This is a genomic window from Frankia sp. AiPa1 (assembly GCF_023243075.1).
Lineage (GTDB): Bacteria > Actinomycetota > Actinomycetes > Frankiales > Frankiaceae > Frankia.
On record NZ_JALKFZ020000188.1, the window covers coordinates 63,884 to 80,199 of the forward strand.

Genomic DNA, 16,316 nt, shown 5'->3' on the forward strand with positions numbered 1-16,316 from the left:
GGCACGACGAGTTCCACATCCGGTCCGCGAACACTAGTCTCACGAGGGTGGCATCCGGAGATTCGCAACGCGGAGTACATCGCCGCGCACCGGCTGCGGGTGACACTCGTCTCGTCTGCCACCACACGCCGCTACGGTGTCCCCGGACAACAGCGCGTGGTCTTCATGGGGTCGCGGACCACGCGGAGATCCGGTACGGCCGGCGGGGCACCAACCCCCGGCGCGCCGACAGGGCGCGCAAGGATGTGAACGACGGCTGCCCGGTGCACGCCGTGACGGTTGAGGAGGACCACACCGTGACGGTCGAGGAGGACACGGTCGAGATGGACACGATCGAGGTGGTCACGATCCGAGGGGGCACGGCCCACGTGGGCACGACCGGCCTGGACACGACCGGACGGGGCATGGCCGGAGGGGACACGGTGAACGGGGTCCCGAGAGCCGCCAGGTACGCGGCATGATCCTGCGGGCCCGTCGCATCGAGCGGCTGGAGGAGCATCCCAACCTGCGGGGCATCCTCGGCATCCTCGCCCAGCTCGTGCACACCTCCGACGCCGAACTCGGGGCGCTGGCCGGCGCCTGGCGCAACTCCGGCTATCTGGCCGCCGCCCGGGACAAGGCACTCTCGCCGGACTCGCCACTGATCGTCGAGGTGCTGGCCGCCTTCGACGCGCTCAGCGCGATCTACGCCGACGATCTGGCCGGCGCGGAATACGTGACGGTCGAGCCGTCGGTAGCGGCCACCGCGTTGCGGGCGATGCGCGACGCGGTCGCGGCTTCCTACGCCCGCCCGGTCCTCGGCCGAGCCGAGTTCGCGGCCCTGATGCGGCCGTGGCGGGCCGTCTATCCGCGGGCGCGCTCGCACGAGCCCGACCTCGGCCCCGCCGCGGCGGATGTCAAGCGGGTGCTGGCGGCCCTGCCGGTGCTCGCCGGTCGCTGCCATGACCCGGACAGCCTGGAGGTGTTCGACGGTCTGCTCGTCAGCGCGCTGACCCGAGACGACACCGCCCACCAGCGGGCCATGGACGCGGCCTTCGCCAGTGCCGTGGTGACCGGGCGGCGCCGGGTGTGGACGCTGGTGCGCCGCAGCGCCGCCGAGGGCTTCTGGCGGCTGTGCCCGGACTGCCGCGGGCGCCGGCTCGGACTGGACTCCGGGGAGGACCACCGGGTGATGGAGCTGTGCGCGGACCTGGCCTGCGCGCTGCTCGTCGAGGACCTGCTGGACACCGACCAGTTCAGCCAGCTCACCCGGCCGTTGCACACCCTCATCCCGCTGCAGCACCGCGGCAGCTGACCCCGCCCGGGTGACAGCGCCCGCGCCGGGGCCGACCCGGGCGCTGTCACGGCACGCGCCTCAGACCGCCGCCGCGATCTCGCCACCGCGGCGGCGGCGGGGCCGGCCCGCGGGTCAGCCCGCGTCGGTCCGGCGGGGGCGGTAGACGATCAGGCGGGCTCCGCTCGGGGCGATCACGATCCGGTCCACTCCTTCGGTGACCTCTCCGTCGCAGGCGAACGGCAGGGCGCCGGGTTTACGGGAGGAGATGAGCACCCGGTCGACGGTGCGCTGCTCATAGACGCGGCTGCGGCCGAGCCGTCCGGTGAGCACCGCCCCGACGAGGCGCACCCGGGCCAGCGACGCCGCGGCGTCGACGACCCGCAGGTCGAGGCGGCTCTCGTCCAGCCGGCTACGGTAGGTCGGCGCGAACCCGTCGGGATGGTAGACCCCGTTGCCGACGAAGATCAGCCAGACGCGGCGCCGCTCGCCGTCGATCTCGACGTCGAACGGCGTCTCGTTGCGCAGTACCCAGCACAACGCGATGATCATCGCCGGCCACTTGCCGAGGCGCCGCTCATACCGTTCGCGCAGCGCGACCATGTCGGGGTAGCCGCCGAGGCTGGCCGTGTTCACGAAGATCCGCGAGATCCGGTCGTGCCTCGCGGAGATCCCGTCGGCGCGGCCCAGGTCGACAGCGACCGCCGTACCGGCTCGCAGTGCCTGCACTGTGTCCCCGGCGCCGTCGAGACCGAGGTCGGCGGCAAAATGGTTGAGGGTACCCGCGGGAAAGATCGCGAGTGGCATGCCCCGGGTGATCGCGACCTGCGCGGCGGTGTTGATGCTGCCGTCGCCGCCGGCGATGCCGAGCACCCGGCACGTCGCCGCTGCCTTCGCGAGCGCCTCGTCCATGGTGCCGCAGTCGGCATCGCCCGTCGGGCCGACCTCGAGGACGCGGGCCCGCGGCAGGTCGGCGCGCAGCACCGCCACCAGGTCGGCGTGGTGGCCCTGGCCGGAACGGGAGTTCACGACCACGGTCAGCCCGTCGCCGTCGGGTAGTGCCGGCGCGCAGGTCGACGCCAGGCTCGCCCGCGCCGGCGCCCAGGGTCGGCGCGGCATCACCTTCGTGGTCAGCAGACCCGCGCCGACGCCCAGCGCCATACCAGCGAGCACATCCCCGGGGTAGTGCACGCCGACGTAGACCCGGGAGAACGCAACCGCGGTGGCGAGCGCCGCCACCGGCACCGCGGCGGCGGGCGCGTCCAGGGCGACGCCGGTCGCGAACGCGGCGGCCGAGGCCGCGTGCCCGGACGGGAACGAGAATGTCGTGAGATCACGGGAGAGCCGGCGCAGTGGCGGGATCCCATGGGTCGGCGGCCGGTCGCGGCGAAACACGAACTTGGCCGGGCCGTTGGCGAGGACGCTCGCGACACCGAGCCCGATCAGGCCCCGGGCGGCGGCCGGGCGCCGTCGCCCCTTGGTCGCACCCAACGCCCCGGCGACTCCCCACCACAGCAGGCCATGGTCGGCCGCGTGCGACAACCGTGGCAGCACCGGGTCGAGCAGCGGCCGTCCGCCGGCGAGGGAGGTGAACAGTGACCGGTCGGCGCGCATGAACGCGTTGGCGAACGTCCGGCCGACGGCGATGTCACGCCGCATGAACACCCGGGCCCGCCCCAGTCCGGGCCTGCCGCAGGCCACCGTCCTCGTCACCCGCGGGTTCACCGGTCTCAGCACCACGACGGCACCGTACCCGTCCGAAGGGCCGTCCGATCATCAGGGACGAACGTCACACGCACCACGGGCTCGGGGTCCGCGGGGTAGCACGGCCGTCCGGGCTGGGCGGCGCGCACAGCCGGCCACGGACCGGACGAGCCCGACTCCTGCGACGGTGCGCCGGGATCGTCCGGGTCAGACCCGCGCGGGAGCCTGGCTCGCCCGACGGGGTGCCGGGGTGAACGGAACCGCCGCGGGCCGCGGCGGGGTACGACGGGGCTCGACCGTGCGGCCGGTCGGCAGGATCTCCCCGGTGTCGTCGAAGAGGATCACGCCGTTGCACAGCAGGCTCCAACCCTGATCCCAGTGCTCCCGGGCGAGGCGGGCGGCATCCCGGTCGGCGCTGTCGGCCGCCGGGCAGGGCGGATGGTGCGGACAGCCGGCGGTGCCAGCGGCGGCACCGCCGGTGGCAGCCACAGCCGGCGTGGCAGTAGAGGGACATTCCTGGCCACCGCTCGGCGCCGGGGGCGCCTGCGGCTCTTCTGAAACACCAACACCTTGCACGGGCACCAGACGTTACGCCTCCCCGTAAGAAGCGTCACACCGAGGCGCGTGCGAACTGCCTGGCGTGTCTGTCCTGGCGCCCGGCCCGCCCGCGAACCTTCCCCCGCCGCCGGCTCCCCACATCGCCCTGACCAGCTAGAACACGGATTCGATCACACCTGGCGATCGCTGTACAGGACACGGCATGTCCGTCTTCCGATACCGGTATCGGAACGTGCGGGACAGATCGGTAGGTTACGGGACCGCGGCCGCGCGATCCCGGGGACCGGCCGTAAGAATGGCTCGCGTCGGTTCCGCCGTGTACCGCGGCCCGCCCGGCCATGGAGGGGGTAAGACGATGGAGGGTGCGCAGGCCGAGGTGCTGGCGCCCGAACGGCCGGTCGAGGTGTCGGTGGTGATGCCGTGCCTCAACGAGCAGGACTCGGTCGGCGTGTGCGTCCACAAGGCCGTGGCGGGCCTCGCCGCCGCCGGTGCTTCCGGCGAGGTGGTCGTCGTCGACAACGGGTCCACGGACGACTCGGCCGGAATCGCCCGCGCGGCCGGCGCCCGGGTGGTGCACGAGGCGCGGCGCGGGTACGGCAACGCCTACCTCGCCGGGTTCGCCTCCGCCCGCGGCCGGCTGATCGTGATGGGCGACTCCGACGACTCCTACGACTTCTCCGACCTGTCGGCGCTGCTCGCCCCGCTGCGCGCCGGCCGGGCCGACTATGTGCTCGGGTCTCGCTTCGCGGGCCGCATACTGCCCGGGGCGATGCCGTGGCTGCACCGGTATGTCGGCAATCCAGTTCTTACCGGCATTCTCAACCGTTTGTTTGACGTTCGTTCCTCCGACGCCCACTCGGGGATGCGTGCGTTCAGCCGCGAGGCCTACCTCCGCATGCGGCTGCGCTGCGAGGGGATGGAACTCGCCAGCGAACTCGTCATCGCCGCCGGCCGGGCCGGGCTGCGCATCGAGGAGGTGCCGATCACCTACCACCCGCGGGTGGGCGACTCGAAACTTCACTCTCTGCGCGACGGCTGGCGCCACCTGCGGTTCATGCTGCTACTGGCGCCGCGTCACCTGTTCGTCCTGCCCGGGCTGGTCATGCTCGTGCTGGGGCTGGTCGGCCAGGCGGTGCTGCTGCCCGGTTCGCTCGACCTCGGGTTCCACCGCCTCGACCTGCACTTCTCGATCCTTTTCGCGGCCCTGGCGCTGCTGGGCTGGCAGGTCGTGCTGCTCGGCGTCTGCGCGGACGTGCACAACCATGCGGCCGGCTGGCCCGAACGGCGCCGCTGGCCACTGCCGCAGATCCACCGGCTGTTCACCCTGGAACGCGGCCTGGCACTCGGGACGCTGCTGTTCGGCATCGGCTTCGTCGTGGACACGGTGGTGCTGGCCCGCTGGCTCGCGAACGATCTCGGTCCCCTCAACGAGATGCGTCCCGCCCTGCTCGCGATGACCCTCATGGTGCTCGGCGCCCAGACCGCCTTCGGCTCGTTCTTCCTACGGCTGCTCACGGCCGGGCCCAGCGGCGAGCACCAGCGCTCCTCCGCCCACCCCACCCCGGGCACACCGAACGACCCACCGGCCGGGTCACTGCCACCCGGCGGCGCGGCGCTGCCGCCAGGCGGGGCGCCGACACCGGACTGGAGTACCCCGTCCGACGACGCGCCCGCGCCCGGCGGACGAGGCCGGGAGACCGTCCAGGCCACGCCCGAAGCCGTCGGCTTCTGACGACGTTCCCCTGACAGCACCCCGCAGACGCCCCCGCCACGATGGTGACCCCGTCCGAGCCCAACGCCGAGCACACTCCTCCGGATCCCCCGGTATCCGGATCCAATCACTCCAGTCCCGCCGAGCAGGGCGGCTCCATGCCCAGAGCGCAACGGGACACCTGGCTGGACGCTCCCGTCCGGCTCGGCGGCACCCTCGGCGACAGCCGCGGCGACGCAGACGGGGACGATCGGCCCTTCGAGGATCGCGAGGGCGGCCGGGAGACCCACCAGCCGCGCGGCGGCCGTCAGATGGTGCGCCACCTGCCGTTCGCGGTCGTGTTCGCGGCAGGCCTGGCGCTGCGGGCGCTGAGCGCCTATGCCTACCGCCCCGCCTTCGAGTTCAACGGCGACTCGTACGCCTACCTGCGGCTGTCGACGCTGCACTCCCCCGACCCGATGCGCCCGGCGGGCTATCCCGCCTTCCTGCGACTGCTGTCGTTCACCGGCGACCTGTGGTGGGTCGCCGTCGTCCAGCACGCCGCCGGGCTCGCGGTCGGTGTGGCGCTCTACGCGCTGCTCGTCCACCGCCGGGTGGCGGCACCCATCGCCGCGCTCGCCGCCACGCCGGTCCTGCTCGACGCCTACGAGCTGGTCCTCGAGCACTATGTGATGGCCGAAGCCCTGTTCGGGACGCTGCTGATCGGCGCGCTCGTCACGCTGCTGTGGTCACCGCGTCCGGCGATCTGGGCGTGCGCGCTGGCCGGGCTGCTGCTGGCCGCAGCCGCTCTGGTGCGCACCATCGGGGTGCCCGTGGCCGTGCTCGTGCTCGCCTGGATGCTGCTGCGCCGGGTCGGCTGGGTGCGCCTGGGCTCCTTCGCGGTCGTGCTCGCGGTCCCACTCGTCGCCTACGCGGCCTGGTTCCATTCCGCCCACGGGAAGTATGCGCTGACCGGCGGAGACGCCGTCTGGATGTACGGGCGGGTCGCCCCGATCGCCGAGTGCGACCGTCTGCACCTGCCCGAGCAGGCCCTCGTGCTGTGCTCCCCACATCCGGTCTCGCAACGGCCGGACCCGAGCTACTACGTGTGGAACGGCAACAGCCCGCACTGGCGCCTACCCGGCCCGCCGGACGAGCAGGAAGCCCTGATGCGCACGTTCACCCGGCAGGTGATCCGCCACCAGTTCGGCGACTACGCCCGGATGGTCGCCAGCGAGGTCCTGCACTACTTCCGCCCCGGCCGGCCGATCGGCCACCGAGACTGGCCCGACGCCACCTGGCGCTTCCCGACCGCGAACGAACCCCGCTACCTGCACAACAACGAGCCGCTGCTCGCCTTTCACGGGCACGGCACCACAAGGATCATCCGCGAGCCCGCCGCCGGGCACCTGCGCGGCTACGGGCGGTACGGCTTCACCCCCGGCCCGGTCCTCGCCGGCCTGCTCGGCCTCGCCGTGGTCGCGGTCGTGCTGCCGGCGCGGCGTGCGGCCCCTCGGCTCGGGCTGCGCGGGGCGTCGGCCCGGCGCCGGTTCCGGGTGCGGGCGCTCGAGCAGTCCCGCCTGCGGGCCGACATCGCACTGCTGGTCGTCGCCGGTCTCGCCTTCCTGGTGGTGCCCGCCGCCACGGTCTGTTTCGACTACCGGTACATGCTGCCGGTACTCCTGCTGCTTCCTCCGGCCGCCGCTCTCGGCGTCCGCCGCCTGGTCCTGATCCGCCGCTCCCGCCGCGCCCCCGATGAGATCATCAGCTCGGGCTTGTGGGCGCCGACCCCGCTCGATTCGTGACGCCCTACCCGGACACCGCGCGGCCACAAGATCATAATAGGTCGCCGTGGGCGTATTCCGGTCCGATTTGCCCCCCACCACGACCCACCTGGGGGGATCTTGCTGCCTCGCTCATCGCGGAGAGCAGCGATCGCCGGCTCGCCGCTTCGCGGCCGACGGCAGCCCCGACCCGAGAGCACGCGGTTCGGGGAGGCTCCGGTCGTGGACGGACGGGAGCGGTCAGGGCTTCGGCAGCTCCCAGAGACGGATCGTGGCATCGGCGCCGCTGGTGGCCAGCATGCGTCCGTCCGGCGCGAAGACGACAGCGAAGACCAGGTGGCTGGTGTGGCCGGTGAGCGGAAGGCCGATCCGCTGGGCGTCGCGCGCCCGGGTGAGATCCCACAGGCGCAGAGCCCCGTCATCGCTGCTGGCGGCCAAGGTCCGACCATCCGGGGAGTAGGCCACCGACAACACGCGGGCGGAGCTCCCCACGGGCAGGCTGCCGAGTGGCTCGGCGCCCCCACCGTGGCCGAGCCGCCATCGCCACACCGTTCCATCACCGCTGGCGGCGAGAGTCCGCCCGTCCGGCGCGAAGGCCACCGACCAGACCCGTCCCGCGGTGCCGGTACGCAGGGTGGCCCGGGACCTCGCGGGTAAGGGACCGGACACATCCCACAGCCGGATCGTCGCGTCGGCACCGCTGGTGGCGAGCAGCCGACCATCCGGGGAGAACGCCACGGACAGGACCCGGTCGACGTGACCGTGCAGGGGGACGTTGACCGGGCGCACGTCGAGCGGCCCGCCGAGCCGCGCGCGGCGGATGTCCCACCGCAACACCTGGCCGTGGTGGCTGCCCGCGGCGAGGGTGCGCCCGTCCGGCGAGAACGCCACCGACCACACCGCCGAGGTGACGGCGGGTCTGCCCGCTGTGCCCGTGGGCGCGGGCGGCGTGCCCGCGGTGCTTGCGACGCCGGCGGAAGCGGCCGTCGTACCGCCGAGCCCCGGAGGCCTCACGGGACGGCGGGCCGGCGGGCCGGCGGGCTCGGCGGACATGCCGGAAGGAGCCGCGGACGCGCCGGAAGGACCCGACGAGGTGCCAGCGAGACCCGAGAAGGTGCCGGAAGGAGGCGCGGGTGCGCCGGTAGGACCCGAGGATGCGCCGGCGGGACCGGTGCGAAGGGTGGCGAGCGGCGTGGGATGTCGCCGGTCGGCGATGGCCCACAGTCGGACCGTCCCGTCAGCTCCACCGGCGGCGAGCACTCGCCCGTCCGGGGAGAACGCCACGCACAGGACACGGTCGAGGTGGCCGGTGAGCGCGGGCCCGGCCGGGTGGGCGAGGTGCGGTTGGCTGACGTCCCACAGCCGTACCGTGCGGTCGTGGCTGCCGCTGGCGAGGGTGCGTCCATCCGGGGAGAAGCAAACCGACCGCACCCAGTTGGTATGGCCGGTGAGCCGACCGCTGATCGTCTGCGGCGGGCGCTGGGCGGCCTGCGCGGACACGGGGGCAGGAGAGCGCGAAGGGACGGGCGACGCAGGGGCGGGCGACGCAGTGGCGGGAAACGGAAGCGCGACGGGAAACCGTTGCGTGGGAGAGGACGGTTCAGTGTCGGAGACCGGCTGGGTGACCGAGGCCGGCTCGGCGACAGGGGATGACTCGATCGCAGCGGATGGCTCGGCGACAGGGGATGGCTTGGCCGCAGGGGATGGCTCGGCGGCAGGGGATGGCTCGGCGGCAGGGGATGGCTCGGCGGCAGGGGATGGCTCGGCGGCAGGGGCCAGCCGGGGGCCTGGAGCCGGCTGGGTGACGAAGGACGGCGACGAGGTGGGAAAGGCCGGGATGGAGGGAGGCGGTGGCGACGGGGGCAGTCCGTCCGAGGGGGGCTGGGTGTCTGCCAGGGCATCGGGGCGGGCCGACGGGAGCCGTCCGGGACGCACCGGGAACTCGGGTTCGACGGTCGGCTTCTCCCGGCCCAGAAGTGCCGCCCGGACCGCGGTGAGCAGACGCTCCCGGGTCTCGTGGGCAGACAGCCCGAACAGGTCGACCGAGACCACGGTGCTCAGTTCGTCCGGCGGGTCGCACTCCTCGATGCGCAGTGGCAACAGCCGGCGTTGCAGGCCCTCGGGGTCGGCTGCCCGGGCGGCGCGCCACTCCTCGCTGCCGTAGATCGAGGCCAGATACGCCCTGGACACCACCGCGATGGTGCGCGTGGCGTGGATGACCCCCTGGTCCATCTTGACCCGCCAGTCCGTCCCGGGCACGAAGTCCCAGGCCTGGACCAGCACCTGATACCCGCTCTCCTCCAGCTGCCAGGCGATCCACACGGCCCATGATCGGTCCACCGTGGTGTAGGACACGAAGAAGTCCCACCCCGGCGTACCGTCACCATCCCCCGACACAGTGCACCATTTTCGCCTGTCGACCACATGATGCCAGGGAACGGGTACATGACGGCGACTCGCGGCCAACCGCACCGCGTGGCGGCAGGAGCCGCGGGTCGTGAGCCGCGCGGGTCGCGGGCAGGGTCAGCGTGGTGGCCAGGGAAGCCCCAGGCGGGGGGCCTCGATGGCGGGGCAGGTATCCATCACGATCGGAACCCCGGCCTGCGTGGCCCGCAGCGCGGCGGCGTCGTCCCGCACGCCGAGCTGGAGCCAGATACTCCCCGCGCCGATCTTGACGGCCTCGTCGACGACCGGGCCCGCGAGCTCGGAGCGGACGAAGACATCCACGACGTCGACCGGGAATGGGATGTCGCTGAGCGTGGCGTAGCCCGGCTCCCCCGCGATCGTCGGCGCGGACGGGTGGACCGGCACGACCCGCTTGCCGCCGCGGCGCAGGTACTCGCCGATGGAGTAGGCCGTCCGGGCGGTGTTGGCGGACAGGCCGACCACCGCCCATACGGTGGTGTCGGCCAGCAGGTGACGGATCGTCTCGTCGTCTCCGGAGCGCATGACCATCGACAACGTCGGCGACGGCCCGCGTCATCCGTCGCCGATGGCCCGGGCGGGCCTCGCGTATCGTCCGGCGCGAACACCCGCCGGAGCTGACACCGGCCGGCACCCGGAGGGAACACGATGGGCGGCATCGCGGCAGTGGTCTTCGACCTTGACGGGGGGCAGGCCGGCCAGCGGTGAACGGCCGCGCCCGACGCGAACGCGCCTCGTCGGCGTGGCGCGAAAGATAAAATCATCATGTGACGAACGCGGACAGCCGGCCATGCGCGAGCGAGCATGAGACGAGCATGAGACGAGCATCGTGAGTGACAAGCACGAGGTGACCCTGTCCGCCTCAGCCGAGCGGGACCTCGCCAAGCTCGCCGAGCTCACCCGCAGCGAGGTCCGTAGCTTCCTCGACGGCAAGCTGCGCGACGACCCGCACAAGGCCGGCACCCCCATGCCCGGCGAGCAGCAGCAGGTCGGCATGTTCGAGGCGACCGCCCGCACCTGGCGTGTCCTGTACCGGGTGGACGCGAACACCAGGACCGTGCGCGTGATGGTGATCGGCCCACGCGGCTCCCGCACCCGACTCGTCCCCCAGGTCGGCCGTACCGGCACCGCCGCCGGCTGGCGCCGTATCTGAAGCCCCGGCCGGCATCAGGTCGACAGGCGCGGGTCGGCGGCGATCGGCTGGTCAGGCTGGCTGTCTGGCTGCCGCGGCGCGGGAACCGTCAGCGCGGCGGACAGAGTGGCGATCTGGGCGCGGCGGAACTCGCGGGAGACGGCGGCGGTGGCTTCGATGAGGTCGAAGCCGTGGTAGGCGCCCGGCACCTCGTGCAGTGCGCAGGGCACCCCGGCGGCACGCAGTCGATGGGCGTAGGCGACGTCCTCGTCGTGGAACAGGTCGCGGGTGCCGACACCGATCCAGGCCGGCGGCAGGCCGGTGAGATCCTTGGCGCGGGCCGGCACGGCCAGCGGCGACACCTCACCGGTGGCGTCGGTCGCGGCGGGGCCGAGGTAGGCGGTCCAGCCGTATCGGTTGCTGTTCTGGTTCCACATCCGCAACTGCCGTGGGGCGATGTCGATCCGGTCGCTACTCCGGTCATCGATCATCGGGTAGGAGAGTAGCTGGAACGTCAGCCCGATCTCGCCGCGCTGGCGCGCGAGAAGAGTGAGCGCGACGGCCAGGCCGCCGCCGGCGCTGTTGCCGCCGACCGCGATCCGGTCCTGGTCGACCTCGGGCTGCGCGGCCAGCCAGCGCAGCCCGAGGTAGCAGTCCTCCAGCGGGGTCGGGTAGGGATGTTCGGGAGCAAGCCGGTAGTCCACCGAGACCACCACGACGCCGAGCTGGTCGGCGACCTGGCGGCAGAACTCGTCGTCGAAGGCCGCGGCGCCGATGACCAGACCGCCACCGTGCATCCACAGCAACGCCGGCCGGGGCGCCTCCGGCTGGAGCGTGACGGTCGGTGTCGGCGCTGTCCGCGGGGACGACGGTGTTCGCGGAGCCGGCGGGACGGGCGGTGTCGGCGGGACAGGCGGAGCCGGCGGGGACTGCACGGGCCGATACACCCGCGCCGCGACGCCCGGAGCAACCTGCACGACCTCGGCCTGGGTCTTCGACCAGCGGGTGGACAGTCTGGTCAACGCCCGGACCACGCGCAGGCTGCGCGGGCCCACGGAGGCGGACGGGAGGAACCGAGCCCGCCGCAGATCAGGGTGAAAGGGATCCAACGGAGTGACGTTCGTTGGCTTCATGCTCACGGACCAGAAGCTCCGATCCTGGCGATGACACGCTCGCCGGCCCGCCACCGCCGACGAGAGAACGGCCACTGAGTCAACCGCGGAAAGCCGGCCCGGGGCGACCATCCGCGCACAAAGGCGTCAGACCGCACATCTTTGCGGACATCGACCTCGTGGCGCCCCGATTCCTGTCGGAGATGGAACAGCCGGGGGCAGCTCGCGCTGACCGGAACCTCGGCGCGCAGCTGCGCGACCACGAAGGTGTCGAGCATCCGGCACGGACAGTGCCAGCGAGTAGCCCCTCCGGACCGTGAGACTTAGTGCAGGCCGGGCGTGGGTCAGTCAGGAGACGTTGACGCCGAAGTCGAGGGCGATGCCGCGCAGGCCGGTGGAGTAGCCCTGGCCGACGGCGCGGAACTTCCACTCGCTGCCGTAGCGGTAGAGCTCACCGAAGATCATGGCGGTCTCCGTGGAGGCGTCCTCGGTGAGGTCGTAGCGGGCGACCTCGGCGCCGTTGTTCGCGTCGGTGACCCGGATGAACGCGTCGCGGACCTGGCCGAACGTCTGACGCCGCGAGTCCGCGTCGTAGATCGACACCGTGAAGACGACCTTGGCGGCCTGCAGGGTGAGAGTGCGCAGGTCGACGGTGATCTGCTCGTCGTCGCCGCCTCCGCCGCCGACGAGGTTGTCGCCGAGATGCTGGACGGCGCCGTCCGGGCTCACCAGGTTGTTGAAGAAGACGAAATAGCTGTCGGACAGCACCCGGCCGGCCTCGTCGACGATGATGGCGCTCGCGTCAAGGTCATAGTCGGCGCCGCTGGTCTGGCGGACCTTCCAGCCCAGCCCCACCGTCACGACCGTGAGGTTCGGCGCGACCTTGCTCAGCGAGACATTCCCGCCTTTGGACAGCGACACGGACGACATGACCACACCCTAGTACCGAGGCGTGGGAGGCGACATCCCCCGCCCGACCACCCGCGGCGTCAGTGATCCGACACCGGACAACACTGACACCACAACCGCGATCGAGCCAGCCACCGCGGACAGGACGTCCACCGCGAAGGAGCCGTCCACCGCGGGCAGGGAACAGCCCAACGCATGGTCAGAGGGTGACCAGGCGCCAGCGGTCGGGGGTGCCGCGCTCGACCCGGGCGACGCCGGTCGCGACGAGGGCCGCGAGGTACGAGACGGTGTCCTGCACGGCGATCTGCACCGCCCGTCCGCTCAGGTCGGCGAACGGGCGGTGCCAGCCGACCAGGGCGGCAAGCTCCCAGACGGTGTTGACACCGGCACGCAGGCCGTCGACGAGCTGGGTCATCCGGCCACGGTGGCAGGCCTCGAGCGCGAGCAGCCGCGCCTCCAGCCCGGTGAAGGGCCGCTCGTGGGCGGGCAGGACCTGCGTCGCGGCCAGTCCACGCAGCCGGGCCAGCGAGCGCAGGTAGTCGCCGAACGGGTCCGGGACGGTCTGATCCGGCAGGGGCGTGGTGACCACGGTGGACGGCAGGACATGGTCGCCGGACAGCAACAGCCGGTGCTCGGACTCCCAGAAGCACAGATGCCCCGGCGAGTGGCCGGGCGTCCACAGGGCGTGCAGCGACCAGCCGGGGACGTCCAGGCGGTCGCTGTCGGAGATCAACAGATCCGGCGGCCGTGGCCGGGCGATCACCAGTGGGCCACCGGCGAGCAGGCCGCTGGCCACGTCGTCGGGGACGCCCGCCGCGGCGAGCAGTGCGGTGAGTTCCCTGGGCCGAGGAAGCTGGGGACGGTGCAGGGCGGCGGCGTCCAGCGGATGCAGCGCGATCCAGGCGCCGCTCGCCGAGCGGATCCGGTGCGCCAGGCCGAGATGGTCGGGATGGCCGTGGGTGAGCAGGATCCCGCGGACGTCGGCGATCGACAGGCCGATCGTCGCCAGGCCGGCGACCAGCGCCTCGTACCCCTCGTCATGATCCCAGCCGGCATCGACCAGATACGGCCCGACCGGGGTCTCGAACACGTACACGAGGGTGTAGGGCGGCCTGCGCACCGGCAGCGGGACGGGCACGCTCCACAGCCCCGGACGGATCTGTTCCACTGGCGGCAACGGCCGGCGCTGTGCCGGCACCGCCGTGCCACCGGCGCCGGGCTGGGTGATGCTGGTCTTGCCGCTCTCGCACCCGGCAGTTCCGGGCGTGGCAGTGGTGGGCATGGCGGTTCCGGGCGTGGCAGTGGCGGGCATGGCAGTGGCGGGCGTGGCGGCCTCTGGCGTGGTGGTCATGGGCGTCGCGCCTCCATTGGGTCAGGGAAGTCGACGGCGGCCGGGCCGCACGGCGACGCCTGACGCCGGATCCACGACGATCGTATGGACGCCCTCCTCCGCCACGATCACACCGCGCGCCGCACGCGCGTGGGGACGGCCACAGCCACCCTGACGCTGGGTCTTCCCGTACCGACGAAGCGACGACCAGAGCACGATCAGGCCAGGCAACGGGTCGGGCGGGGGCGGGTCCGCCGCCTCCACCCGCTCACCGCCGAGGCGGCCCGCAGGTTCGGCGCCGCGCCGCGCGGCGCCGAGCTCAACCCCGGCTACCTGGCATCCGCGGCGGAACTGCCGCGCACCGCGACCGCCGCCGTCGACCGCGCCGAAACGCGGCACGCCCAGGCACGCGCGGCCCGGGAGGCGCTGCTCGAGGGCGTCGCCCGCGGACGGCCTCGTCCCGGTCAGGGTCATCCGGATCGGCGACCGGCGCGCTCACCGGAGCCCGTCTGTATGTCCGTCCCCGGCCCAGAACCGAAGCCGAGACCGGAGCCAGGGCCGGCGCCCATAGCGGGTTCGGGGGCTCCCGGGCGGACGCCGAACGTGCCTTCTCCAGCCGGCCCACCGCGATCACGGAGAACCACGAGGCAGGGCCCTGACCTGGTAATACTCGCTTGGGTTAGGACCGGTTGCCGTCGGAACACCGGGGAGGGACTTGGCGCGAACGACCAGAACTGCCATGATGGTGGGGTGCCGCCCGGCACCCCCCGAGCCGGGCGGCATCATCACGTCCGGGCACAGCATCACGTCCGGGCACAGCATCACGTCCGGCGCTGGGAGATCAGGCCGGGCAGGGGAGAACAGTGACGGTTCCTGACGACGTGGCGGTCCGTCCGGTCAGGCTGGTCACGGTCGCGGTGTAGGCGATCGTCCCGGTGTCCTGGGCGAGGAGTACGGCCGTCCAGGACGTGCGGTCGCCGGAGGCCGGGCCGAGGGTGAGCGGTTGGTCGAGGGCGCGCCCGTCCGGGAGGGTGCCCGTCAGGCGCGCGGACTGGATGCCAGTCTCATCGTTGGCCGTCACGGTCACCGTGGTCGTGTCCGTGTTCCCGGGCGCCGCTGCGCTCGGCGACGCCGGCGCACCGGTACCACCGGCGCCCCCGCCACCACCGGCGTCGCTTCCGGTCTCGGAGCGCGCCGGTGCCGCCGGCGTGGCAGCGCCCGCTGTCGGGCAGCCCGCGCGGACGATACGCGCCGGGGATGCGGTCACCGATGCGATCCGCGGCGAGCCGTCCACCTGCGCGGTGATCCGCACATCCGCGCCGCCGGTGCCGTTGCCGGCGGCCACCGGCACCGAGACGTCCACCGTTCCCGTCGGCGCCGAGGCCCGGTTGAGAGTGATCATGAGCGGGATGCTCGTACCTGGATCGACCCGTTTCCGGTCCGGCACGACGGCCAGCCACGACGGTGTCTTCCCGACGACGACATCCACCGGCGCCGTCCCCTCCGCGCGCAGGTTCAGCCGCCAGGTCGAGTCGACCGCGCCCAGGTCTACCCGGGTCGCGCTCAGCCCCAGCACCGCCCCGGCCGGCCGAGTGGTTCCGGGGCGGCCGGTGACGCTCGGCCGTCCCGTGGACGGACCGGTGGTTGCATCGCGACCGTCCGGTGTGGACGGCTGGCCGTCGGGCGCGGCGGTACCGGAGGGCGCCGCCGCGCCGGGAGCCGCGCGGTGGGGCTGCGGTGAGGCGGTGGTCGCGGTGAGCACGTCCGGCGGCGCGGTACCCGTCATCGCCCGGCGGCCCCCCGGCGCGCCGGTCCGCCCCGGATGGCCGTTCTCGTCGAGCCGCAGCCGCACGAGAACCAGGCTTGCCACCAGGACGGTGAGGGCCAGCGCCACCGCGACGATCCGTCCCCATCGGATCGGCAGAATGCGCCCACCTCGGCCCCAGGGCGAGCGGTGCCGCCCCGAGGCCGCAGCGGCGTCTCCCCCACCATCCCGCGTCATCACGCTCGAGGCTAGAGCGACGACTCCGCCTTACAGGGCCAAATGACTCGTTTCTGTCACCGGATCCACCGATATTTCACTCAGTTTCGCGGGAGTCACACATCTGGGCCGAGGGAGGCGCCGCCCCGAAACATCCCGTGCACGAAGCGCGATCCGTCCGCGCCGCGCGACGCTTTCCGGCCGGGCCGCCCGCCCACGACCGACCGCCCCCCGGGACTCCGGGCCCACGTCAGGCCAACCCCGCGCGCCGGGGGGGGGGGCCCCCCCCCCCCCCCCCCCCCCCCCCCCCCCCCCCCCCCCCCCCCCCCCCCCCCCCCCCCAACCCCCCCCCCCCCCCCCCCCCCCCCCCCCCCCCCCCCCCCCCCCCCCCCCCCCCCCCCCCCCCCCCCCCCCCCCCC

Annotated in this window: 14 protein-coding genes and 1 pseudogene; 6 read left to right on the top strand and 9 right to left on the bottom strand. The window is 73.1% G+C overall.

The genetic code is table 11. The features are described from left to right. The first annotated feature begins 272 nt into the window (after window positions 1–272). Together MXD95_RS26285 and MXD95_RS26290 are read left to right on the top strand one after the other, a co-directional pair. Window positions 273–461 (top strand): hypothetical protein, encoded by a 189-nt coding sequence (locus tag MXD95_RS26285; protein WP_250643422.1) that lies wholly within the window; start codon window positions 273–275, stop codon window positions 459–461. Continuing rightward, window positions 458–1,294 carry a hypothetical protein gene (locus tag MXD95_RS26290; RefSeq protein ID WP_250643423.1) on the top strand — a complete coding sequence of 279 codons (837 nt, stop codon included), beginning with the start codon at window positions 458–460 and terminating at the stop codon, window positions 1,292–1,294. Before MXD95_RS26285 ends, MXD95_RS26290 begins: the two co-directional genes overlap by 4 nt. A gap of 114 nt (window positions 1,295–1,408) precedes the next feature. On the opposite strand, the gene MXD95_RS26295 is transcribed toward MXD95_RS26290, so the two are convergent. Continuing rightward, window positions 1,409–3,013 carry a bifunctional phosphatase PAP2/diacylglycerol kinase family protein gene (locus MXD95_RS26295; protein WP_480024068.1) on the bottom strand — a complete coding sequence of 535 codons (1,605 nt, stop codon included), beginning with the start codon at window positions 3,011–3,013 and terminating at the stop codon, window positions 1,409–1,411. Window positions 3,014–3,184: 171 nt separating this feature from the next. Further along, a complete protein-coding gene (locus MXD95_RS26300; protein ID WP_250643424.1) occupies window positions 3,185–3,466 on the bottom strand; it encodes a DUF5999 family protein in 282 nt (93 codons plus the stop codon). A gap of 424 nt (window positions 3,467–3,890) precedes the next feature. Here MXD95_RS26300 and MXD95_RS26305 point away from each other — a divergent pair, with 424 nt between their 5' ends. Continuing rightward, window positions 3,891–5,267: a glycosyltransferase family 2 protein gene (locus MXD95_RS26305; RefSeq protein ID WP_250643425.1), complete on the top strand. Its 1,377-nt coding sequence runs from the start codon at window positions 3,891–3,893 to the stop codon at window positions 5,265–5,267. 137 nt (window positions 5,268–5,404) lie between these two features. Then, a complete protein-coding gene (locus MXD95_RS26310) occupies window positions 5,405–7,030 on the top strand; it encodes a hypothetical protein (RefSeq protein ID WP_250643426.1) in 1,626 nt (541 codons plus the stop codon). Window positions 7,031–7,249: 219 nt separating this feature from the next. Here the strand turns inward: MXD95_RS26310 and MXD95_RS26315 are convergent, their stop codons facing one another. Both MXD95_RS26315 and MXD95_RS26320 read right to left on the bottom strand, forming a co-directional pair. Further along, window positions 7,250–9,406, bottom strand: coding sequence for a toll/interleukin-1 receptor domain-containing protein (locus tag MXD95_RS26315; protein WP_250643427.1), 2,157 nt, complete (start codon window positions 9,404–9,406; stop codon window positions 7,250–7,252). A gap of 126 nt (window positions 9,407–9,532) precedes the next feature. Further along, a complete protein-coding gene (locus MXD95_RS26320) occupies window positions 9,533–9,958 on the bottom strand; it encodes a CoA-binding protein (RefSeq protein WP_250643428.1) in 426 nt (141 codons plus the stop codon). 304 nt (window positions 9,959–10,262) lie between these two features. Between MXD95_RS26320 and MXD95_RS26325 the strand changes: the two genes are divergently transcribed. After that, window positions 10,263–10,586 (top strand): type II toxin-antitoxin system RelE family toxin, encoded by a 324-nt coding sequence (locus MXD95_RS26325; RefSeq protein ID WP_250643429.1) that lies wholly within the window; start codon window positions 10,263–10,265, stop codon window positions 10,584–10,586. Window positions 10,587–10,600: 14 nt separating this feature from the next. On the opposite strand, the gene MXD95_RS26330 is transcribed toward MXD95_RS26325, so the two are convergent. The 5 genes from MXD95_RS26330 to MXD95_RS26350 all read right to left on the bottom strand — a co-directional run bounded on the left by MXD95_RS26330 (window position 10,601) and on the right by MXD95_RS26350 (window position 15,810). Continuing rightward, window positions 10,601–11,698: an alpha/beta hydrolase gene (locus MXD95_RS26330; RefSeq protein WP_250643439.1), complete on the bottom strand. Its 1,098-nt coding sequence runs from the start codon at window positions 11,696–11,698 to the stop codon at window positions 10,601–10,603. 327 nt (window positions 11,699–12,025) lie between these two features. Further along, the gene (locus tag MXD95_RS26335) at window positions 12,026–12,607 is read right to left on the bottom strand and encodes a TerD family protein (protein ID WP_250643430.1); all 582 of its coding nucleotides are present in this window, start codon (window positions 12,605–12,607) and stop codon (window positions 12,026–12,028) included. A 178-nt stretch (window positions 12,608–12,785) separates the two neighbouring features. Continuing rightward, on the bottom strand, window positions 12,786–13,937 hold the full coding sequence (locus MXD95_RS26340; RefSeq protein WP_250643431.1) for an MBL fold metallo-hydrolase: 1,152 nt from the start codon (window positions 13,935–13,937) through the stop codon (window positions 12,786–12,788). Between the two features lie 21 nt (window positions 13,938–13,958). Then, window positions 13,959–14,390, bottom strand: coding sequence for a hypothetical protein (locus tag MXD95_RS26345; RefSeq protein WP_250643432.1), 432 nt, complete (start codon window positions 14,388–14,390; stop codon window positions 13,959–13,961). A 367-nt stretch (window positions 14,391–14,757) separates the two neighbouring features. After that, complete coding sequence (locus MXD95_RS26350; protein WP_250643433.1) at window positions 14,758–15,810, bottom strand: hypothetical protein; 1,053 nt, start codon at window positions 15,808–15,810, stop codon at window positions 14,758–14,760. A 245-nt stretch (window positions 15,811–16,055) separates the two neighbouring features. On the opposite strand from MXD95_RS26350, the pseudogene MXD95_RS26355 reads away from it, so the two are divergent. Further along, window positions 16,056–16,316 (top strand): annotated as a pseudogene (locus MXD95_RS26355) (hypothetical protein); the annotation flags it as partial.

What these genes read in the sequence shown, in the direction of transcription:
- MXD95_RS26305 (WP_250643425.1), top strand. Translation starts at nt 3,891, where the DNA reads ATGGAGGGTGCGCAGGCCGAGGTGCTGGCGCCCGAACGGCCGGTCGAG.
- MXD95_RS26290 (WP_250643423.1), top strand. Translation starts at nt 458, where the DNA reads ATGATCCTGCGGGCCCGTCGCATCGAGCGGCTGGAGGAGCATCCCAAC.
- MXD95_RS26330 (WP_250643439.1), bottom strand. Translation starts at nt 11,698, where the DNA reads ATGAAGCCAACGAACGTCACTCCGTTGGATCCCTTTCACCCTGATCTG.
- MXD95_RS26335 (WP_250643430.1), bottom strand. Translation starts at nt 12,607, where the DNA reads ATGTCGTCCGTGTCGCTGTCCAAAGGCGGGAATGTCTCGCTGAGCAAG.
- MXD95_RS26310 (WP_250643426.1), top strand. Translation starts at nt 5,405, where the DNA reads ATGCCCAGAGCGCAACGGGACACCTGGCTGGACGCTCCCGTCCGGCTC.
- MXD95_RS26345 (WP_250643432.1), bottom strand. Translation starts at nt 14,390, where the DNA reads ATGACCCTGACCGGGACGAGGCCGTCCGCGGGCGACGCCCTCGAGCAG.
- MXD95_RS26320 (WP_250643428.1), bottom strand. Translation starts at nt 9,958, where the DNA reads ATGCGCTCCGGAGACGACGAGACGATCCGTCACCTGCTGGCCGACACC.
- MXD95_RS26340 (WP_250643431.1), bottom strand. Translation starts at nt 13,937, where the DNA reads ATGACCACCACGCCAGAGGCCGCCACGCCCGCCACTGCCATGCCCGCC.